Consider the following 20,290-nt stretch of genomic DNA (forward strand, 5'->3'; position numbering starts at 1 on the left):
GGGTTTCAGGCGCGGGGAACGAGATCACCGCCCGTGGCGTGCTCCTCGGCGACGTCCGTGTCGGTGCCGTTCACGTCCTGACCACCCACATCCTGACCACCGACATCCCGACCTCGCAGCCGCTGTGAGATCACCCGGGTGATGCCGTCGCCGCGCATGCTCACGCCGTACAGCGCGTCGGCGATCTCCATGGTGGGCTTCTGGTGCGTGATCACGATCAGCTGCGACTTCTCCCGCAACTGTTCGAACAGACCGATCAGACGACGCAGGTTCGTGTCGTCGAGGGCGGCCTCCACCTCGTCCATGACGTAGAACGGGGACGGCCGGGCGCGGAAGATCGCCACGAGCATCGCGACCGCCGTCAGGGACTTCTCGCCACCGGACAGCAGCGACAGGCGCTTGACCTTCTTGCCCGGTGGCCGCGCTTCGACCTCGATACCGGTGGTGAGCATGTCCGACGGGTCGGTGAGCACCAGTCGGCCCTCACCGCCGGGGAACAGCTTCGCGAAGACCTGCTCGAATTCGCGTTCCACGTCGGCGTACGCCTCGGTGAACACCTGCAGGATGCGCGCGTCGACCTCCGCGACCACCGACAGCAGGTCCTTGCGGGCGTTCTTGACGTCCTCGAGCTGGGTGGCCAGGAAGTTGTAGCGCTCCTCCAGCGCCGCGAACTCCTCGAGAGCGAGCGGATTGACCTTGCCGAGCGTCGCCAGGTCCTTCTCGGCCCGCTTGGCGCGGCGCTCCTGGGTGGCCCGGTCGTACGGGACCGGCTGCGGTGCGACCACCTGTTCGCCGCGCTCGCGGGCCTGCTCGTACTCGGCGATCTCCAGCGGACTCGGCGGCATCGGGACGTCGGGACCGTACTCGGCGATGAGGTCGTCGAGGCCGATGCCGTGCTGCTCGAGGATGGTCTGTTCGAGTTGTTCGATCCGCAGCGCCGCCTGCGCGCGGGCCACCTCGTCGCGGTGCACGGCGTCGGTGAGCTGGTCGCGCTGTGCCGTCAGGTCGCGGACCAGTTCCTTGACGCGGTCGAGTTGCTCGGTGCGTTCGGCGCGCTGGCGGGTGAGGGTGTCGCGGTGCTCGAGCGCGGCGGCGACCACCTCGTCCAGGTGCGCCGCGACCCGGGCACCGGATTCCGCGACCGCGGCGGCGACGGCCGCGGCCTGCTTGCGGGCGCGCATCGCGCGTTCGGCGCGGGCACGGGCCTCACGTTCGGCCTGCGCGGCGCGACGCAGCGAGTCGGCCTTGCCGCGCAGGGCCTCGGCGCGTTCCTCCGCGGTGCGCGCCGCAAGCCGGGCTTCCACCTCGACAGCTCGGACCTCGGCGAGCGCGGCGGCCGCGACCTCGCGTTCCGCCGCGGTCGAATCGGTGCCGGAGTCGTCGCCGGTACCGGATTGTTCGCTCTCGGCCCGGCGCAGGCGTTCCTCGAGTTCGACGAACTTCTCGCGTGCCGCGTCGCGTTCCGCTTCCGCCTTGGCGCGCTGCGCGGCGAGCCGGTCGGATTCGGCGTGAGCGTTGCGCGCGGCCTGTCCGAGCCGGCCGAGCTGCTCGTACACCGCGGACATCTCGGCGTCCGACTCGTTGAGCGCGGCGAGGGTCTGTTCGGCGATCTCGGCACGCGAGGCCTGCTCGGCGAGCGCCCCGGCCAGCGCGGCGGCGAGGTCCTCGGAGCGGCGGACGGCCTGCTCGAGTGCGCGTTCGGAGGTTTCGATCGCGGCCTGGATCTCGAGGGTGCTGGGCGCGCGGTCGGAACCGCCGAGCACCCAGCCGGCACCGGCGAGGGCACCGGCGCGGGTGACGGCACGCAGCTCCGGACGCCGGGCGCACAGGTCGGTGGCGGCGGCGAGATCGTCGACGACGACGGTGCGTGCGAGCAGTGCGTCGACGCCGCCGCGCAGGTCGGCGGGGCAGGAGACGACGTCGCGTGCCCACCGCGCACCGGCCGGCAGATCACCGCCGTCCTCGGAGGCGGCACCGCCGGCGACGACGAGTGCGACACGACCCTGATCGGCGGCATCGAGAGCGGCGACCGCGGCGAGGGCGGACTGGATCGACTCGGCGGCGACCGCGTCGGCAGCCGGACCCAGCGCCGCGGCGACCGCGGTCTCGTAGCCGGGTTCCACCTGCAGCCGCTCCGCCAGCGGCCCGAGCAGACCCGCGTCGGGTCGGTGTTCGAGGAGCCAGGCGGCGCCGTCCTTGCGTTCGAGGCCCATGGACAGCGCTTCGATGCGCGCGCCGAGGGACGCGACCTCCTTACCGGCGGCACGCTCGGCGTCCTGCAGTTCCTTGACGCGTTCGTCGGCGATGCGCAGCGCTTCGAGCGCGCGCTCGTGCTGGGCGTCGGCGTCGATCTCCCCGGCGTCGAGATCGTCGATGCGGGCCTGCGCGGTCTCGAACTCGGCCTGCGCCGCGACACCGCGCAGCCGGGCCTCCTCGATGGCGACGGTCAGCCGCGCGACTTCGGCGTCGATCGATTCGGCGCGGGTGCGCATCGTGTCGACCTGGCCGGACAGCCGGGCGAGGCCTTCGCGGCGGTCGGCGACGGCACGCACCGCAGCCAGATGCGCCCGTTCCGCGGTGGCGGCCGCCTCCTCCTGCACGGCGAGCTGTTCCCGGGCGGCCTCGAGGGTGCCGTGGGCGATCTCGACGGCCTCGAGGAGTTCGGCCTCCTCTTCCGCGATGCGGTCGGCGCGGGCCTCCATCTCGTCGGGGTCCTGCCCGGACCGGGCGACCGGGGCTTCGTCGAGGTGGCGGGCCCGTTCCTGTGCGATGCGCACGGTCGCCCCGAGCCGTTCGGCGAGCGCGGACAACCGGAACCAGGTCTGGGAGGCCGCTTCGGCGCCCGGGGTCAGGCGCGCCACGGCCTGCTCGTGCCGGGCGAGTTCGGCGTTCGCCTCGTCCAGCGCGGCCAGGACGTGGTCGAGGCGTTCACGGACGATGCGTTCCTGCTCGTCCTGTCCGGCGAACTCGGCACGCCGGGTGACCAGATCGTCGGCGGCCAGCCGGAGCCGCGCGTCGCGCAGATCCGCCTGGATGGTCTGGGCGCGCCGCGCGACCTCGGCCTGACGTCCGAGCGGTTTCAGCTGGCGGCGCAGCTCGGCGGTCAGGTCGGTCAGGCGCGCGAGGTTCGCCTGCATCGCGTCGAGCTTGCGGACCGCCTTCTCCTTGCGGCGGCGGTGCTTGAGGACGCCGGCGGCCTCCTCGACGAAGGCACGCCGGTCCTCGGGACGCGACTCGAGAATCGCGGAGAGCCGGCCCTGCCCGACGATGACGTGCATCTCGCGGCCGATGCCCGAGTCGGAGAGCAGTTCCTGCACGTCCATGAGGCGGCACGAGGTGCCGTTGATCTCGTACTCGCCGGCACCGTCGCGGAACATGCGGCGGGTGACGGACACCTCGGAGTATTCGATGGGCAGCGCGCCGTCGCTGTTGTCGATGGTCAAGGTGACCTCGGCGCGGCCCAGCGGCGGGCGGCCGGCGGTGCCGGCGAAGATGACGTCCTGCATCTTGCCGCCGCGCAGCGCCTTGGCGCCCTGCTCCCCCATCACCCAGGTCAGGGCGTCGACCACGTTCGACTTTCCGGAGCCGTTGGGTCCGACGACACAGGTGATGCCGGGTTCGAAACGCAGAGTCGTCGCGGACGCGAAGGACTTGAAGCCCTTGAGCGTCAGACTCTTCAAATACATGAGGAAAAACCCTACCTGCGTGCTACCGCTCGACGAATCCGGTCAGATCTCCGCGTGCCGGTTCCCACGATTCGACGACGAGCCGCACCTCGCCGGGGGTCTGCCCGGAACGCAGCCACGCGAGGAGGTGTTCGAGTGCGGGACGCGGTCCTTCCGCGATGACGAGTACCCGGCCGTCCGGGTGGTTGGTGGCGTGCCCGACGAGACCGAGTTCGAGGGCCCGGGCCCGGGTGAACCACCGGAAGCCCACACCCTGCACGCGTCCGTGCACCCACGCGGTCAGACGTTCGGCCGAGCCGGATGCAGGGGTGGTCACGGTTGCCTCCTCTTCCTCTATCCGGCCGCGGGGCGTGCAGCGCGGACGGTGCCGTCGAATCCGGTGGTGTAGATGGTGTTCGGATCCCAGCCCGGTCCTGCGCCGAACGCGACGGACGAGACGAGCGGGATGCCCTCGGCGACGCGGCAGGTGTCCCCGGTCTCCGGGTCGACGCGCAGGATGGTTCCGGCCAGGTTCAACGCGACGTACAGCGCGCCGTCCGGTCCGAGCGTCAGGTCGTCCGGTACCTGCAGCAGGCCGGGACCGGGCAGGTCGATGCTGCGGACCGGCCCGGTGAGGTCGCCGGCGTCGAGGACGTGCAGCCGGTTGACCCCTTCGAACGTGGTGACGGTGTAGACGGTGTCGCCGTCCACCTCGATCCCGTTGACGGAGCCGAGGTCGGTGCGCAGCACGGTGCCCTCGCCGCCTCCGGCCGGAACGTGGGACAGGCCCACCACGCCCAGGTCGCGCGACGTGAGGAACGAACCGTCGGGCAGCACACCGAGACCGTTCGGCATGACCAGTCCGGTCGCGACCGTGCGGCGTTCACCGGTGTCCAGGTCGACGGCGTCGATGGTGCCGTCGGGCGTGTCGCCGAGGCCGGCCGCGGTGGTGTTGCCGACGTTCAGGTAGGTGGTGTCGCCGTCGACGACGATGCCGCCCGGCCCGGTGACGTCGTCCACGACCGTGTCGACCGTGCCGTCGGGTGCCACACGCCGCAGCGCGCCGTCGCCGGCGAGGGTCCCGTCGGAGACGAGCAGCCCACCGCGCCCGTCGAATGCCAGATTCTCGAGCACCCCGAGTCCGGACGTCACCGTGGTGACGGTGCGCGGTGCGCAGGCTGCCGGTTCGGCGGTCGCGGTCGGCACCGCGACCATTCCCAGGACGGTCACGGCCGCAGCCCCGACCGCGATCCGTATCTCGTTGTTCCCCATCTGCTCCCCCTCCGAGCTACTGCCTGCGGCCGATCACGAGTCCGCGGTGATCGTGAGGCTCACCTTCGTGCCGGACTTGAGGGTACGGCCGACGGTGCACACCTTGTCGACGGACCGCTCGACCAGCGTGAGCAGGCGCTGCTGCGCGTCGGCGTCGAGTTCGGACAGGTCGAGGATCATCTCCTCCTCGAGGTGCGGGTACACCTCGTTCTCCCGGTCCGCGGGGCCGGAGACCTTGATGGTGGCCTCGTAGTCGTCGCCGAGCCGGCGCGAGAGCGGGAAGTCCGAGCTCATGCCGGAGCAGGCGGCGAGCGCGATCTTCAGCAGCTCACCGGGGGTGAACACACCCTCGACGGTCTCGGAGCCGATGAGTACTTCGGCGCCGCGCGAGCTGCGTCCCGTGTAGCGGCGGGTGCCGGTGCGCTCGACCCACAGTTCGGTGGGCGGGGTGTCGGGAGTCTGGTCAGCCATGGCTCGAATCCTGCCACGGCACACCGACGGCACCGTCACCGAGGACCGTCGGAGTCCGATCGAGGACACCGGAACGGGTCGAGGCGGGATCCGGCGGCGACGATTTCCGTGGCCACGGGCACCAGCGGGATGTTGCGTTTCTGCGACAGGCGCCGAGCAGCGGATTCGGCGTGCGCCGGGAAGGGAACCCTGGGGCCGGACGTCCTACGGCGCTGTGCCGTCATCGCGTCCGTCGCCCGGGTCGCGAACCGAGGAGCGAGAATGAGGTACCTGTCCGACGGTGAACATCGGCGCCGGTTCCTGGCCGCGGTGCGCGCCACCGGACTGTCCCTCGAGGAACTCTGGCTGCGCTACTTCGGCCTCGGCGGCGACGCCGGCAAGATCGAGATCGACGCGTATCTGAGCGGTCTGGCACCGTTGTCGTCGCTGCAGCACGATCTGCTGGCGCACGCGATCAACGAGCGGCTCGACGAGATCGCGCCGCCGCGCGCCCCGTATGCCGAGGAACTCGTCCGGCCGACGGAGCCCACGCCGTCGGAAGCCGGGGACGACGTCGACGCCGGCGGCGGACAGGGTTCGGAACCCGGGGCCGGTTCTTCCGACGCTTCCGGTGAGTGACGCAGCGCAGGCGCGGTGCGTCAGATTCGACGAACCCGCGGGCGGGGCTGGCACTTCGGGCAACTGTAGGACGAGCGGTTCATGAACTTCTCGCGGCGGATCGCGGAGCCGCACCGCGAGCACGGCCGGTTCTCCTGGCCGTACACGTCCAGGGAACGGTCGAAGTAGCCGGATTCACCGTTGACGTTGACGTAGAGCGCGTCGAACGACGTACCGCCCTGCGCGAGCGCCTCCCCCATGACCTCATGCGCCGCCGCCAGCACCGCCTTCAGCTTGGGCCGCGACAACGTGTCGGTGATCCGGTTTCCGTGAAGCTTTGCCCGCCACAAGGATTCGTCCGCGTAGATGTTGCCGACACCGGAGACGACGGTCTGGTCGAGCAGCGCGCGCTTGATCTCGGTGTGCTTGTTCCGCAGGACCTTCACGACCGCGTCGGCGTCGAATCGGGGATCCATGGGGTCGCGGGCGATGTGCGCCACCGGCACCGGCAGCAGGTCGCCGTCGACCTCCACGAGCGGGGCGAGCGCCCAGCCGCCGAAGGTCCTCTGGTCCACGAACCGCAGATCCGCGCCGTTATCCAGCACGGCGCGGATGCGCAGGTGCTTCTCGTCGGCGACGGACGGCGGCTGCACGAGCATCTGACCGCTCATACCCAGATGCACGACGAGCGCCATGTCGGCGGGCTCGAGCACCAGCCAGAGATACTTGCCGCGTCGCTGCACGTCGACGAGCGTCTGCCCGGTCAGCTGGAGCGCGAGATCGCGCGGACCGGGTTCGTGCCGGCGCACCGCACGCGGATGCAGCACCTGCACGGATTCGATCGCCGCACCGAGCACATGCTCGTGCAGACCACGGCGGACCACCTCGACCTCGGGGAGTTCGGGCACCGCGGATCAGTTCTGTTCGGTGTCGGTCTCGTCGTTCCCGGCGACCGCGTCGCCGGCATCGGAGGTCGCGCCGTCGGTCAGCGCCTGCCACGCCGCGGCCGCCGCCTTCTGCTCGGCTTCCTTCTTGGTGCGGCCGACGCCGACGCCGTACGGAGAACCGGCGACGAGCACCGTCGCCGTGAATTCCTTGTCGTGGTCCGGGCCCGTCGCGGAGATCTCGTAGACGGGGACACCCACACCGCGTTCGGCGGTGAGTTCCTGCAGGCTGGTCTTCCAGTCCAGTCCGGCTCCGAGCCGCGGACCGCGCTCGAGGAGATCGGCGAACAACCGGAGCACGACGCTGCGCGCGACGTCGATGCCGTGTTCGAGATGGACTGCGCCGAGCAGCGATTCCATGCCGTCGGCGAGAATGCTGGCCTTGTCGCGGCCGCCGGTCAGTTCCTCACCCTTGCCCAGCAACAGGTGCACACCGAGACCACCCTCGCCGAGACCACGGGCGACCTCCGCGAGCGCGTGCATGTTCACCACGCTCGCGCGGATCTTGGCGAGTTCGCCCTCGGACCGGTCCGGGTGCGTGAGGTAGAGCTTTTCCGTGACGGTGAGGCCGAGAACCGCGTCGCCGAGGAACTCGAGGCGCTCGTTGGTCGGCAGTCCCCCGTTCTCGTAGGCGTACGACCGGTGCGTGAGCGCCAGCCGCAGCAGTTCGGGGTCCAGTGTCACGCCGAGGGCGGCGAGGAGAGACGCGTGATCCTCCTCGCCGCCCACGGACGGTGTATTCATCGACTTGTTCGCCACGATGCCTACCGAATCAGACGGCAGCGGTCACCTGACGGCCGTTGTACGTGCCGCACGACGGGCACGCCACGTGAGGCAGCTTCTTCTCGCCACAGCCACGGTTCGGGCAGGTGACGAGGGTCGGCGCAGTGGTGTTCCACTGGCTGCGCCGCGACCGGGTGTTGGAACGCGACATTCTGCGCTTGGGGACGGCCACGTCTACTTCTCCTCGTTGTTCTTGCTGTCAGGTGCACTGCTGGGTTCTTCGGATCCTGCGCCGATGGCAGCTGCCAACCCAGCCCAGCGAGGATCGATTATTTCATGCCCGTGCCCGGATTCCGCAATCGCCAGGCGAATGCCGCATTCCGGGCACAGTCCCGCGCAGTCGTCGCTACACAACGGCCGCAGCGGAAGCTCCAGTCCGACGGCGTCGACGATGACCGGCTCCAGGTCGATCTCGTCGTCCACCATCCGGTAGACCTCGTCCTCCTCGGTGGTCTGTTCCGTGACGCTGTTCGGGTAGGCGAACAGCTCCGTGAGATACAGGTCCACCGAGCCGGTGAACGGCTCGAGGCACCGCGAGCACTCGCCGACGGTCTCGGCGCGGACGGTGCCCGTCACGAGCACGCCCTCCGACACCGCCTCGAGCCGCAGATCGAGTTCCACATCCGTGCCCTCTTCGATCGCGACGAGGTCGAGACCGATACGCGAGGGCGACGGGACGACCCGGCTCACCGTTCGCATCGAGCCCGGGCGACGGCCGAGAGAGATCACGTCCAGCACAAGACCCTCGTCCCGGGCGGGACGAGACGCACTGTGATGACGGGAAGACACGGCAACTCGCTTTCGGATCGACGGCACGAAGCCGTCAGTTGTACTGGGCAACCCCCCAATGGTACGCGACGCGGCGCGCCACAGGGAAATCCGCCCGGTGCGCGAGTTCAGCGGCGGCGTTCGGCGCGCCAGTCCGCCTCCGCGTAGTCCGGGGCCCCGGCGGTGCGCAACTGCTGCCGGCCCCGCCCGACCGAGCGAAGCGTCGTGTTGAGGATCTCCTCGAAATCGGCGAGTTTGCCGTCGACGTACTCGTCGCATTCGGTGCGCAACCGGTCCGACTCCGCGTGGGCGCTGTCGATCACCCGCGCCGATTCGGCGTGCGCCGCCTGCACGACCTCGGTCTGGGACACCAGCCGTGCCTGCTCGGCTTCACCGTCCGCGACGGCCCGCTCGTAGGACGCCTTCCCGGACTCGATCATGCGGTCCGCCTCGGCCCGGGCCCGGCCGGTGAGAGCCTCGTACTGCCGCTTGGCCTCGGCGACGGTGTCCTCGGCTTCGGCACGCGCGTCCTGGACCAGTTCGTCGGCGTGTGCCCGCGCCTCCTGCACCATCCGGTCGGCCTGGGCCTTCGCGTCGGCGAGCATGCGGTCGGCGTCCGCCCGGGCCCGCTCGAGCAGTTCCCGCGCCTCTTCGTCGGCGTCACCGACGGTCTTGTCCGCCAGGGCCCGCGCGTCGCCGACCAGACGGTCACGGTGGTCGAGGACGTCCTGCGCGTCGTCCAGCTCGCTGGGCAGCGCGTCCCGTACGTCGTCGAGGAGTTCGAGAACGTCCCCTCGCGGGACCACGCAACTCACGGTCATCGGCACACCACGTGCTTCCTCGACGATCGCGACAAGTTCGTCGAGTGCCTCGAAAACCCGATACACGCCCAACCCCATTCCTCGTCCGGTCCGGCCGGTGCGGCCGCGGCCAGCTGCCAGTCTGCCGCAGGTGGCGCGGTGCGGCGCGACCCTCGGGGGCGTGTCGGCGAACCCGGTGCCCGTGTTGTCGAAACCGTTACCCGGCGGACGTGATCCGGGCTACTTGCCCGCGGCCCGTTCGGCGATCCGCGCGAGCAGCCGCTTGTGCACCGTCGCCGGCAGCATGTCCGCGACGTCGCCACCGTAGGTCGCGACCTCCTTGACGAGCGAGCTCGACAGGTAGCTGTACGCGGGATTGGTTGCGACGAACAGGGTGTCGACGCCGGTGAGCTTGTGGTTCATCTGCGCCATCTGCAGCTCGTAGTCGAAGTCGTTGGCGCCGCGCAGACCCTTGACGATCGCGGTGATGCCGTTTGCCTTCGCGTAGTCGACGAGCAGACCCTGCCAGGCGTCGACGCGGACGTTGCCAAGATGCGAGGTGGCCTCGGCCAGCATCTCGAGGCGCTCGGGCACGGTGAACATGCCCTGCTTGTTCGGGTTGACCAACACGGTGACGACGACCTCGTCGAACTGCAGTGCGGTTCGGCTGATGACGTCGAGATGTCCGTTGGTGACAGGGTCGAAGGATCCAGGACAGACGGCGCTGCTCATGATTCAGAACCGTAGCAGGTGGCGACCTCGATCCGGGTCTCCCCGTACTTGCGGACGCGCCCAGCCTCGAGGGCTTCCGGCCACACCGTTTCCGGTGACCGCGAGGACCGTTCGAGCACGACCACCGAACCGTCCCCGACCCATCCGCCGTCGACGAGAACGGTCAGCACCCGGGACACGGCGTCCTCGTCGATCGCGTACGGCGGATCCGCCAGCACGAGGTCGTAGACGCGGTCCGGGGTGCCGGCCAGCACGGTCGACACCGGTGCCGCGCGCAGCACGGCACCGGGCAGCCCGACCTCGGCGATGTTCTGCCGGACCACGGCCGCGGCCTTGGCGTCGGACTCGACGAGCAGCACGTGCGCGGCGCCCCGCGACAGGGCCTCGAGACCGAGGGCACCGGATCCCGCGTAGAGGTCCAGTACCGCGGCCCCGTCCAGGTCCATCCGCGCATCGAGCGAACTGAACAGTGCCTCGCGGACACGTTCGGAGGTGGGCCGGGTACCGCGGGGCGGCACCTTCAGGCGCCGCCCCCCGGCCCGGCCCGCGACGATCCGTGTCACTCGGCGCTTTCCTCGGTGGACACCACCACCAGCAGATCGCCACCCTCGACCTGCTGGACACCACCGATCGCGAGGCGGGTGATCTGCCCACCGCGCGGCGCGGTGATCGCCGCTTCCATCTTCATGGCCTCGATCGTGGCGACGGTGTCACCCGCGGCGACCTTGTCGCCCTCACCGACGACGAGGGTGACGGTGCCGGCGAACGGCGCGGCCACGTGACCGGGGTTGCTCCGGTCGGCCTTCTCCGCCGCCGGGACCTCGCTGGCGATGGACCGGTCGCGCACGGAGACCGGACGCAGCTGTCCGTTGAGGATGCACATCACGGTCCGGAAGCCGCGTTCGTCGGCGTCCGAGATCGCCTCGAGGCCGATGAGCAGTTCGACGCCCTTGTCGAGCTTGACGCGGTGCTCCTCACCCTGGCGCAGGCCGTAGAAGAACTGGTTCGCCGACAGTTCGGAGGTGTCGCCGTAGGCGTCGCGGTGCTCTTCGAACTCGCGGGTCGGGGCCGGGAACAGCAGCCGGTTGAGGGTGCTGCGACGCTCGAGCGAGCTGCCGCCGAGCGCCTTCTCGTCCTCCGATGCGAGCTGCGCTTCGGCCTTCGGTTCGCCGCGGCCGGCCAGGGCCTTGCTGCGGAACGGCTCGGGCCAGCCCCCGGCGGGGGTGCCGAGTTCGCCGCGCAGGAATCCGACGACCGAATCCGGGATGTCGAAGCGGCCCGGATCGGCGGCGAAGTCGTCGACGGACACACCGGCACCGACGAGGTGCAGCGCGAGGTCGCCGACGACCTTCGACGACGGGGTGACCTTGATCAGCCGGCCCAGGAGGCGGTCGGCGCCGGCGTAGGCGGCCTCGACGTCCTCGAAGCGGTCACCGAGGCCCAGCGCGATGGCCTGCTGACGCAGGTTCGACAGCTGACCACCGGGGATCTCGTGCGTGTACACGCGGCCGGTCGGGGCGGGCAGCCCGGACTCGAACGGCGCGTACACCTTCCGCAGCGCCTCCCAGTACGGCTCGAGATCGCACACGGCCTGCAGGTCCAGGCCGGTGTCGTACTCGCTGTTCGCCGCGGCCGCGACGATCGCGGACAGCGCGGGCTGGCTGGTGGTCCCGGCCAGTGCCGCCGACGCGCCGTCGACGGCGTCCGCGCCCGCCTGCCACGCCGCCAGGTAGGTGGCGAGCTGACCGCCCGGGGTGTCGTGGGTGTGCACGTGCACCGGCAGGTCGAAGTTGCTGCGCAGCGCCGAGACGAGGGTCGCGGCGGCGGGGGCGCGCAGCAGCCCGGCCATGTCCTTGATCGCCAGCACGTGCGCGCCGGCCTCGACGATCTGCTCGGCCAGCTTCAGGTAGTAGTCGAGCGTGTAGAGCGTCTCGTTCGGGTTCGACAGATCGCCCGTGTAGGACAGCGCGACCTCGGCGATCGTGGTGCCGGTCTCGCGGACCGCGTCGATCGCCGGTCGCATCTGGTCGACGTTGTTCAGGGCGTCGAAGATCCGGAAGATGTCGATGCCGGTGCTCGCCGCCTCCTGCACGAACGCCCGGGTCACCGCCTCCGGGTACGGCGTGTAGCCGACGGTGTTGCGACCGCGCAGCAGCATCTGCAGGTTGATGTTCGGGATCGCCTCACGCAGCGCCGCGAGCCGCTCCCACGGGTCCTCGTGCAGGAAGCGCAGCGCCACGTCGTAGGTGGCACCGCCCCACGCCTCGATGGACAGCAGTTCCGGGGTCATCCGCGCGACGTGCCCGGCGACGGTGAGCAGGTCCTTGCTGCGCACCCGGGTGGCGAGCAGCGACTGGTGGGCGTCGCGGAAGGTGGTGTCGGTGACGCCGAGGGCCTTCTGCTCGCGCAGTGCACGCGCGAAGCCTTCGGGACCGAGTTCGAGCAGCCGCTGCCGCGACCCGGCCGGCGGCGCGGCCGTCAGGTCGATCGCGGGGAGCTTGTCGTGCGGGTAGACCGTGGTGGGGCGCTGGCCGTGCGGCTTGTTGACCGTCACGTCCGCGAGGTACCGCAGGATCTTGGTGCCGCGGTCCGCGGAGGAACGCAGCGTCAGCAGCTGCGGACGCTCCTCGATGAACGAGGTGGTCACGTTGCCGGCCCGGAAGTCCGGATCGTCGAGCACCGCCTGCAGGAACGGGATGTTCGTGGCGACGCCGCGGATGCGGAACTCGGCGACCGCGCGCCGGGCCCGCGCGACGGCGGCCTCGAGGTTGCGCCCGCGGCAGGTGAGCTTGACCAGCATCGAGTCGAAGTGCGCCGAGACCTCGGCACCGACGGAGGTGCCGCCGTCGAGGCGGATGCCGGCGCCGCCGGGCGTGCGGTAGCCGGTGATGCGGCCGGTGTCGGGCCGGAAGCCGTTGGCCGGGTCCTCGGTGGTGATGCGGCACTGCAGCGCCGCTCCGCGGATCGTGACGGTGTCCTGCGACAGACCCAGATCCGACAGGGATTCACCGGATGCGATGCGCATCTGCGCCTGCACGAGGTCGACGTCGGTGATCTCCTCGGTCACCGTGTGCTCGACCTGGATGCGCGGGTTCATCTCGATGAACACGTGGCGGCCCTGCTTGTCGAGCAGGAACTCGACGGTGCCGGCGCACTGGTAGCCGATCTGCTCGGCGAACGCGACCGCGTCCGCGCAGATCTTCTGCCGCAGCTCCTCCGGCAGGTTCGGGGCCGGGGCGAGCTCGACGACCTTCTGGTGCCGGCGCTGCACCGAGCAGTCCCGCTCGAACAGGTGCATCACGTTGCCGTGCTTGTCGGCGAGGATCTGGACCTCGATGTGGCGCGGGTCGACGACGGCCTGCTCGAGGAACACCGTCGGATCACCGAACGCGGCGTCGGCCTCACGCGAGGCGGCTTCGATCGCTTCGCGCAGCTGGGCGCGTTCGGCGACGCGGCGCATGCCGCGTCCGCCACCACCGGCGACCGCCTTGACGAACACCGGGAACTCCATGTCCTCGGCGGCGGCGAGCAGCGCCTCGACGTCGGACGACGGCTCGGACGAGGCGAGCACCGGCAGACCGGCCGCCTTGGCGGCGGCGATCGCGCGGGCCTTGTTGCCGGTCAGTTCCAGCACCTCGGCGGGCGGGCCGATGAAGGTGATGCCGGCTTCCGCGCAGGCTGCGGCGAGGTCCGGATTCTCGGACAGGAATCCGTAGCCCGGGTAGATCGCGTCCACGCCCGCGGACTTCGCGGCGGAGACGATCTCTTCGACCGACAGGTAGGCGCGGACGGGATGTCCCTCGACACCGATCTGGTACGACTCGTCCGCCTTCAGCCGATGCAGCGACTTGCGGTCTTCGTAGGGAAACACCGCGACGGTCCCGGCACCCAGTTCGTAGGCGGCACGGAAGGCGCGGATCGCGATCTCGCCACGGTTGGCGACAAGCACTTTCGAGAACATTGGACGAACGTACCCTGCCGCAACATGCCGATTTTCACCCCCGTCCCACATTCTGGGATGTGGGACGAATGTGGCAAGACTGAAACGATGCAGTTCCGCGTACTGGTAACCCGCAGGTAATACGGAAGGTGCTCTCGTTTTTACCTCACAGCCGGATCACGCCTGCCGTGCGCGGAACGTTACCTCGTCCGCAGGTTTTCCGCCGGGCGCGCGGCTCAGGATTTCTCGAGGTATTCGACCCGCGTGCTGTCCAGGGCCGCGGTGACCATCCGCGCGAGTCCGGGATGCTCGTCCAGGCCCGGATCCTCGTCGGTGACCGCACGCGCGAACGCCTGGGCGGCGGCGATGACCTCCACGTCGTCGACGAGCGAGAGCAGCCGCAGCGTCGACGCCGTGCCGGACTGCGCGACGCCGAGCACGTCGCCCTCGCGACGTTGCTGCAGGTCGAGTTGTGCCAGCGCGAACCCGTCGGTGGTGCCGGCCACCGCGTCGAGCCGCATCATCGCCTGCGACCCCGGGCGGCTGTCGGTGACGAGCAGGCACAGCCCCTGATGTCCGCCTCGCCCCACGCGACCGCGCAGCTGATGCAGCTGGCTGACCCCGAACCGGTCGGCGTCGACGATCACCATCACCGTCGCGTTGGGCACGTCCACACCGACCTCGACGACGGTCGTGCACACCAGCACGTCGATCTTCCCGGCGCCGAAGTCGCGCATCACCGCGTCCTTCTCGTCCGCGGGCAACCGGCCGTGCAGCAACCCGACGCGCAGGTGACTCAACGGGCCGGTGGACAGCTCCTCGTACTGCTGCAGCACCGACTTCGTGTCCGGCGGCTCGGCACCGGCCCGCGCCCCCTTGCCGCCGCTTTTTCCACCACGACTCTTCGTACCGCGGGCCGGCTCCGCGTCCTCGAGAACGAAGAAGTCGGCGTCGGCGTCCTCGTCCGCGTCCCCGTCCCCGATCCGGGAGCACACGACGTAGGCCTGCCGCCCCTCCGCGACCTCCTCGCCGATCCGCTCCCACGCGCGGTCGACCCAGCTCGGATGCACCTTCGCCGGCACGACCCGGCTCACGATCGGTGAGCGTCCGCGCGGCAGTTCCGTCAGGGTCGAGACCTCGAGGTCGCCGAGGACGGTCATCGCGATCGTCCGCGGAATCGGGGTCGCGGTCATCACCAGCACGTGCGGGCTCGCACCGTCACGGCCGCGGTTGCGCAGTGCGTCCCGCTGTTCGACCCCGAAGCGATGCTGTTCGTCGATGACGACGAGGCCCAGGTCGAAGAACTTCACGCCCTGCTGGATCAGGGCGTGGGTGCCGATGACGATGCCGGCGTCGCCGTTGACGGTGTCGAGCAGCGCCTGGCGTTTGCGGGCCGCGGACATCGAGCCGGTCACCAGCGTCACCTTGGTCGCGAGTTCGTGGGCGCCGAGCTCACCGGCGGCGGCCAGGTCCCCGAGCATCGAGGTCAGCGACCGGGCGTGCTGCGCGGCGAGCACCTCCGTCGGCGCGAGCAGTGCGCACTGGTGTCCCGAGTCGACGACCTGCAGCATCGCCCGCAACGCCACGATGGTCTTGCCGGAACCGACCTCGCCCTGCAGCAGCCGGTTCATCGGGTGCGCCACCGACAGGTCGGCGGCGATCTCGCCGGCGACGGCGAGCTGACCGGTGGTCAGCTCGAAGGGCAGGCGCCGGTCGAATTCGGCGGCGATGCCGTCGTCGCGGGGCGCGCAGACCGGCGCGGTGCGCACGGCCACGTCGTGCCGGCGCCGCGCGAGCACCAGTTGCAGAGCGGTCGCCTCGTCGAAACGCAACCGGGCCCGCGCGGCGGTCACCTGCTCCTTCGTGTCGGGCAGATGAATGGTGCGCAGCGCCTCGTCCAGGCCGACCAGGCCGTGCTCGCGGCGCACCCAGTCCGGCAGCGGGTCGTCGACGACCTCGAGTTGGTCGAGGATCTGCCGCACGCAGCGCATCACCGTCCACGACTCGACGTCCCGGGTCGCCGGGTACATCGGGATCAGCGCCCGGTCGAAGATCGACATGTCGATGCCGTCGCTGCCCTGCGCGCTGCGGGCCATCCCCGCCAGCGCGCCCGCCCCGCGGACCCGGGTCGGCGCGGGTGTCGCTCCCCCGACCTCCGCGTCGCGCGGCTCGGGAAGGATGACGTAGCTCGGATGGGCGAGGCTCCACTTGTCCCGGAAGTACTTCACGGTGCCGGAGAACATGCCGCGCACGCCGGGCTTGATGTTGTATTTGACCTTGTGCGGGTTGAAGAACGTCACGTCGATCTTCTGCCGGTCCGAAACCAGCACCACCGCGAGCCGCGTCCCGGGCCGGCTCTTCATCCGCACCTCGTCGGCCTTCTCGACCCGCGCGATGATCGTGACGTGCTGGCCTTCCTCCGGCTGCGCGTCGCCGAGTTCGGCGCCCTGGGTCGCGTAGCGGTGCGGGTAGTGGCGCAGCAAATCCTCGACGGTGGACATGCCGAACGCGTCGAACAGGGCGTCGGCGGTCTTGCGTCCGAGAAGATGATCGAGTCGGTCCGCGAGTGTCGCCACTGCCGTCCTTTCGCCGTGTCCGCTTCTGCCCGGTTCGGCGCCTACTCGACGCCGAGTTGCAGCAGGTCGCTGCCCTGTCCCCCGTGATACACCACGACCTCCACCTCGGGATGGTGCGCGTCGAGGTGGGCGGTCAGCTGTTCGGCGAGGCCCTCGGGAGCACCGGACCCGACCAGCATCGTCACGAGTTCTCCACCCGCGGCGAGGACCTTGTCGAGGAGCGACGCGCCCGCTGCCACCAGATCATGCTCGATGACTACGACATCGTGGCCGGACAAACCGAGGCTGTCGCCGGGTTCGCACGTTCCCACCCAGGTCAGGGCGCGTTCCTGCGCGATGCGCAGCGAGCCCCAGCGGGTCGTCGCGGCGGCCTCGGTCATCGTGAACGCGTCGTCGACCGAGTCCCGTCCGGCGTCGTGCACGGCGAGGGACGCGAGCCCCTGCACCATCGACCAGCTCGGCAGGAACATCACCGACCGATGGTCGTCGCGGGTCGCCGCCCCGACGGCGATGAGGTTCTGCTCGCTGAGCGCACCGTTGGGCAGCACCAGCACCTCGGGTGCGTCGACCGCGCGGATGGCGTCGAGCAACCCGGGGATGGTCATCGGGCGGTCGGCCCGGACGACGACGGCCCCTTCGGCCTCGAACAGCTCGGCTGCGCCGTCGCCCTCCACGACCGCGAGCACGGCCCGGCCCGGCGAGGCCGGGGGCTCCCCGTGCCCATCGCAGTTGTCCCGGCTGCAGTTGTCCCGGCGCACCGCGTCGAGCGCGAAACAGGTGATCTCGATGCGGTGGACGGTTCCCGCCGCCAGACCCGCCTCGACCGCCGCACCGGCGTCGCAGCAGTGCACGTGCACGGTCCAGGTGCCGGCGCCGTCGCCGACCACCGCGACGGAGTCGCCGAGTGCGTCGAGCCGCGTCCGCAGCGTCGCCATCCGCTCGTCGTCGGTGTCGCCCACGAAGTACATGACCTCGTAGTCCTGCGCGGTGTCGTCGTCCGCAGCCGGGTCGTCGTGCCGGGAGGCGTCCGGGCGCGCGGCGGACCGCACCGGCGGAACGGGCCGGGTGGTGAGGGTGAGGCGGCGGTCGGGTCGCTCGCCGGTCACGACCTCGACGAACACGTCGAGCAGGATGAGCAGGCCGAGGCCACCGGCGTCGACGACGCCGTTCTCCGCGAGGACGTCGAGCTGCGTGACGGTGCGCTGCAGTGCGGCCGCGGCGGCGTCGGCGGCGGCGAGCGCCACGTCCGCGGGTGTCGCGTCGGCACCGAGCCGGGACGCGCCGGTTGCGGCGGCGTGCAGAACGCTCACGATGGTCCCGTCGGCGGGGGTGCTCAGCGCCCGCATCACCGCGGCGGCCGCGCGGTCCAGCGCGTGGACGATCCCGGGCGCATCGAGCTGCTCTTGGGTCGCGGTGGCGTCGGCCATTCCGCGCAGGATCTGCGCGAGGATCACCCCGGAGTTGCCGCGGGCTCCGGTGAACGCGCCGCGCGCGAGGGCGTCGAGGACCCCGGCTGCCGTCTGCTGCGTACCGGACGCGCGGAGACCCTCCACCGCGGATCGCACGGTGATCAGCAGGTTCGTGCCGGTGTCACCGTCCGGGACGGGGAAGACGTTGAGGACGTTGATCTCGTCGTGGCGCTCCTCGATGGCCTTGAGCCCGAGCTCCGCCCAGCGGCGCAGCGCCTGTGCGTCCACCACGTCCCCCGCTTCGAACAACTGTGGACACCTCTTCCGCAACCCGCCGATTTCCGATGCCGAAAGGGTAACCGTGCGGCCGGAAGGCGGCCGGTTTGGTCATCGGCTGCCGCATTCGCTACGCTTGCAGGGTTGCCTCGCACGGGCGACGACAGTTTCCCGTGTTCGCAGGACAAGAATGACAATATCCACTACATAACAAGGAGTTCGCGACATGGCTGCCGTCTGCGACGTATGCGCCAAGGGCCCCGGCTTCGGGAAGTCGGTCTCGCACTCGCACCGGCGTACCAATCGTCGCTGGAACCCGAACATCCAGAGCGTGCGTGCCCAGGTTGCCCCGGGCAACACCCGCAAGATCAACGTGTGCACCTCCTGCCTGAAGGCGGGCAAGGTCGTTCGCGGCTGATCGAGCCGAGACCACGAATACCCCCGGCGTCCGTCGCCGGGGGTATTTGCCGTTTTGTGAGGTTCGGCCCTGCGGCTAGGGTGCCGAAGGTGACCGAAACTTCTGTGACCGATACCTCCGCCTCGCACGTGAGCGTGACCGACGGAGTGCTGCGCATCGCCGTGGCGACCGCCGAGAACGGCACCTCGCTGTCCCCCGCCGGAGTCGATCAGGGCACCGCCGCCCTGCGTGCCGCCGGACCCGAGGTCGGCGCCGTCCTGCTGGTGGGTGAAGGCGCCAACTTCTGCGCGGGTGGGAACGTGCGGGGATTCGCCGCCGCCGAGGACCGCAGCGCGCACGTCGCCGACATCGCCGGCCGATTCCACGAGTTCGTGCTGGCCCTCGACGCCGTGGGTGTGCCCGTCGTCGCGGCGGTGCACGGCTGGGCCGCCGGTGCCGGGATGAGCATCGTGCTGCACGCCGACATCGCGCTCGGCGGCCCGTCGACGAAGCTGCGCCCGGCGTACCCGTCGATCGGATACACGCCGGACGGCGGGATGTCCTGGACGCTGCCGCGGGTGGTCGGGGTCGCCCGGGCCCGCGAGATGATCCTGACGGACGCGGTGGTCGCCGCAGACGAGGCGGTGCGCCTCGGACTGCTGAGCCGGCTCGTCGCCGACGACGAGATCCAGAGCGAGGCGCTGCGCGTCGCGCGGACCCTCGCCAACGGTCCGACCGCGGCCTACGCCGGCATCCGCCGCCTGGTGGCGGACTCCCAGCACCGGACGCTCGCCGAGCAGCTCGACGCCGAACTCGCGTCGATCTCGGCGGCGGCGGTGTCGCCGACGGGTCTCGAGGGTGCGGACGCATTCGTCGAGAAGCGCCGCCCCGATTTCGCCTCGCTGAAGCAGAACCGCTGAAACAGAACCGATCCGGCGCGGGCCGGTGGTCAGGCCAGGCGCCAGTCCACCGGCTCGCCGCCCTGCTGTTCGAGGAGAGCGTTCGCGCGGCTGAACGGTCGCGAGCCGAAGAATCCGCGGGATGCGGACAGCGGCGACGGGTGCGCGGACTCGACGGTGGGCACGTTCCCGAGCATCGGCTTCAAGGTCGCCGCGTCACGGCCCCACAGGATCGCCACCAGCGGCGTGCCGCGCGCGACGAGCGCCCGGATCGCCTGCTCGGTGACGACCTCCCATCCCTTGCCGCGATGCGAGGCGGGCTGCCCCGGCTGCACGGTGAGCACCCTGTTGAGCAGCAGCACACCCTGCTCCGCCCAGGGCGTCAGGTCGCCGTTCGCCGGCACCGGCAGGCCCAGGTCCTCGGTGTATTCGCGGTAGATGTTGGCAAGGCTGCGCGGCACGGGGCGCACGTCGGGTGCGACGGAAAAGCTCAGGCCCACCGCATGACCCGGCGTCGGGTAGGGGTCCTGTCCGACGATGAGCACCCGCACCCGGTCGAACGGCTGCGTGAAGGCGCGCAGCACGTTGCTGCCGGCCGGGAGGTAGCCGCGGCCGGCGGCGTTCTCCCGGCGCAGGAACTGCCCCATCGCCGCGATGTCGTCGGCGACGGGTGCCAGGGCCTGCGCCCAGCCGGCCTCGACGACCTCGGCGAGCGGTCGCGGCCCGGTCGGAGTGTCCGGATCGGCGAGTTGGTCCGTCAC

General features: G+C 70.6%; 18 protein-coding genes. 3 read left to right on the forward strand and 15 right to left on the reverse strand.

The features are described 5' to 3' along the window. Positions 1-5: 5 nt before the first annotated feature. From smc to ACWDTS_RS21985, 4 genes are read right to left on the reverse strand one after another with little or no spacing between them, the layout of a single operon-like run. A complete protein-coding gene (smc, locus tag ACWDTS_RS21970; protein ID WP_450119028.1) occupies positions 6-3,686 on the reverse strand; it encodes a chromosome segregation protein SMC in 3,681 nt (1,226 codons plus the stop codon). A gap of 22 nt (positions 3,687-3,708) precedes the next feature. Further along, the gene (locus tag ACWDTS_RS21975) at positions 3,709-4,002 is read right to left on the reverse strand and encodes an acylphosphatase (RefSeq protein ID WP_307846536.1); all 294 of its coding nucleotides are present in this window, start codon (positions 4,000-4,002) and stop codon (positions 3,709-3,711) included. Positions 4,003-4,019: 17 nt separating this feature from the next. Beyond that, positions 4,020-4,937, reverse strand: coding sequence for an SMP-30/gluconolactonase/LRE family protein (locus ACWDTS_RS21980; RefSeq protein ID WP_450119029.1), 918 nt, complete (start codon positions 4,935-4,937; stop codon positions 4,020-4,022). A gap of 33 nt (positions 4,938-4,970) precedes the next feature. Beyond that, positions 4,971-5,408: an OsmC family protein gene (locus ACWDTS_RS21985; RefSeq protein WP_197256146.1), complete on the reverse strand. Its 438-nt coding sequence runs from the start codon at positions 5,406-5,408 to the stop codon at positions 4,971-4,973. 261 nt (positions 5,409-5,669) lie between these two features. Here ACWDTS_RS21985 and ACWDTS_RS21990 point away from each other — a divergent pair, with 261 nt between their 5' ends. Further along, the gene (locus ACWDTS_RS21990; RefSeq protein WP_450119030.1) at positions 5,670-6,026 is read left to right on the forward strand and encodes a hypothetical protein; all 357 of its coding nucleotides are present in this window, start codon (positions 5,670-5,672) and stop codon (positions 6,024-6,026) included. A gap of 20 nt (positions 6,027-6,046) precedes the next feature. Here the strand turns inward: ACWDTS_RS21990 and mutM are convergent, their stop codons facing one another. The 10 genes from mutM to ACWDTS_RS22040 all read right to left on the reverse strand — a co-directional run bounded on the left by mutM (position 6,047) and on the right by ACWDTS_RS22040 (position 18,266). After that, complete coding sequence (gene mutM, locus ACWDTS_RS21995; RefSeq protein WP_197256148.1) at positions 6,047-6,913, reverse strand: bifunctional DNA-formamidopyrimidine glycosylase/DNA-(apurinic or apyrimidinic site) lyase; 867 nt, start codon at positions 6,911-6,913, stop codon at positions 6,047-6,049. 6 nt (positions 6,914-6,919) lie between these two features. Beyond that, the gene (gene rnc / locus ACWDTS_RS22000) at positions 6,920-7,693 is read right to left on the reverse strand and encodes a ribonuclease III (protein ID WP_197256191.1); all 774 of its coding nucleotides are present in this window, start codon (positions 7,691-7,693) and stop codon (positions 6,920-6,922) included. Positions 7,694-7,721: 28 nt separating this feature from the next. Then, positions 7,722-7,904: a 50S ribosomal protein L32 gene (rpmF, locus tag ACWDTS_RS22005; protein WP_003939052.1), complete on the reverse strand. Its 183-nt coding sequence runs from the start codon at positions 7,902-7,904 to the stop codon at positions 7,722-7,724. A gap of 2 nt (positions 7,905-7,906) precedes the next feature. Further along, complete coding sequence (locus ACWDTS_RS22010; protein ID WP_248673533.1) at positions 7,907-8,521, reverse strand: YceD family protein; 615 nt, start codon at positions 8,519-8,521, stop codon at positions 7,907-7,909. Positions 8,522-8,628: 107 nt separating this feature from the next. Beyond that, positions 8,629-9,387, reverse strand: a complete 759-nt coding sequence (locus ACWDTS_RS22015; RefSeq protein WP_197256154.1) for a DivIVA domain-containing protein — start codon at positions 9,385-9,387, stop codon at positions 8,629-8,631. A gap of 153 nt (positions 9,388-9,540) precedes the next feature. Further along, positions 9,541-10,032: a pantetheine-phosphate adenylyltransferase gene (gene coaD / locus ACWDTS_RS22020; RefSeq protein WP_197256156.1), complete on the reverse strand. Its 492-nt coding sequence runs from the start codon at positions 10,030-10,032 to the stop codon at positions 9,541-9,543. Beyond that, positions 10,029-10,595 (reverse strand): 16S rRNA (guanine(966)-N(2))-methyltransferase RsmD, encoded by a 567-nt coding sequence (rsmD, locus tag ACWDTS_RS22025; RefSeq protein ID WP_197256158.1) that lies wholly within the window; start codon positions 10,593-10,595, stop codon positions 10,029-10,031. The genes coaD and rsmD overlap by 4 nt, the downstream gene beginning before the upstream one ends. Further along, on the reverse strand, positions 10,592-13,993 hold the full coding sequence (locus ACWDTS_RS22030) for a pyruvate carboxylase (RefSeq protein ID WP_450119031.1): 3,402 nt from the start codon (positions 13,991-13,993) through the stop codon (positions 10,592-10,594). Before ACWDTS_RS22030 ends, rsmD begins: the two co-directional genes overlap by 4 nt. 215 nt (positions 13,994-14,208) lie before the next feature. Continuing rightward, complete coding sequence (recG, locus tag ACWDTS_RS22035; protein WP_450119032.1) at positions 14,209-16,548, reverse strand: ATP-dependent DNA helicase RecG; 2,340 nt, start codon at positions 16,546-16,548, stop codon at positions 14,209-14,211. A 41-nt stretch (positions 16,549-16,589) separates the two neighbouring features. Further along, positions 16,590-18,266 carry a DAK2 domain-containing protein gene (locus ACWDTS_RS22040; protein WP_450119033.1) on the reverse strand — a complete coding sequence of 559 codons (1,677 nt, stop codon included), beginning with the start codon at positions 18,264-18,266 and terminating at the stop codon, positions 16,590-16,592. 193 nt (positions 18,267-18,459) lie between these two features. On the opposite strand from ACWDTS_RS22040, the gene rpmB reads away from it, so the two are divergent. Further along, on the forward strand, positions 18,460-18,651 hold the full coding sequence (gene rpmB / locus ACWDTS_RS22045) for a 50S ribosomal protein L28 (protein ID WP_197256166.1): 192 nt from the start codon (positions 18,460-18,462) through the stop codon (positions 18,649-18,651). An 89-nt stretch (positions 18,652-18,740) separates the two neighbouring features. Further along, the gene (locus tag ACWDTS_RS22050; RefSeq protein WP_450109505.1) at positions 18,741-19,550 is read left to right on the forward strand and encodes an enoyl-CoA hydratase-related protein; all 810 of its coding nucleotides are present in this window, start codon (positions 18,741-18,743) and stop codon (positions 19,548-19,550) included. Positions 19,551-19,579: 29 nt separating this feature from the next. On the opposite strand, the gene ACWDTS_RS22055 is transcribed toward ACWDTS_RS22050, so the two are convergent. Beyond that, the gene (locus ACWDTS_RS22055; RefSeq protein WP_450109504.1) at positions 19,580-20,290 is read right to left on the reverse strand and encodes a uracil-DNA glycosylase; all 711 of its coding nucleotides are present in this window, start codon (positions 20,288-20,290) and stop codon (positions 19,580-19,582) included.

The sequence above is a fragment of the Rhodococcus sp. NPDC003383 genome (assembly GCF_053589115.1).

Coding starts and splice junctions, on each gene's coding strand:
- smc (WP_450119028.1), bottom strand. CDS start 3,686: ATGTATTTGAAGAGTCTGACGCTCAAGGGCTTCAAGTCCTTCGCGTCC.
- ACWDTS_RS21980 (WP_450119029.1), bottom strand. CDS start 4,937: ATGGGGAACAACGAGATACGGATCGCGGTCGGGGCTGCGGCCGTGACC.
- ACWDTS_RS21985 (WP_197256146.1), bottom strand. CDS start 5,408: ATGGCTGACCAGACTCCCGACACCCCGCCCACCGAACTGTGGGTCGAG.
- ACWDTS_RS21990 (WP_450119030.1), top strand. CDS start 5,670: ATGAGGTACCTGTCCGACGGTGAACATCGGCGCCGGTTCCTGGCCGCG.
- rnc (WP_197256191.1), bottom strand. CDS start 7,693: ATGAATACACCGTCCGTGGGCGGCGAGGAGGATCACGCGTCTCTCCTC.
- coaD (WP_197256156.1), bottom strand. CDS start 10,032: ATGAGCAGCGCCGTCTGTCCTGGATCCTTCGACCCTGTCACCAACGGA.
- ACWDTS_RS22030 (WP_450119031.1), bottom strand. CDS start 13,993: ATGTTCTCGAAAGTGCTTGTCGCCAACCGTGGCGAGATCGCGATCCGC.
- rpmB (WP_197256166.1), top strand. CDS start 18,460: ATGGCTGCCGTCTGCGACGTATGCGCCAAGGGCCCCGGCTTCGGGAAG.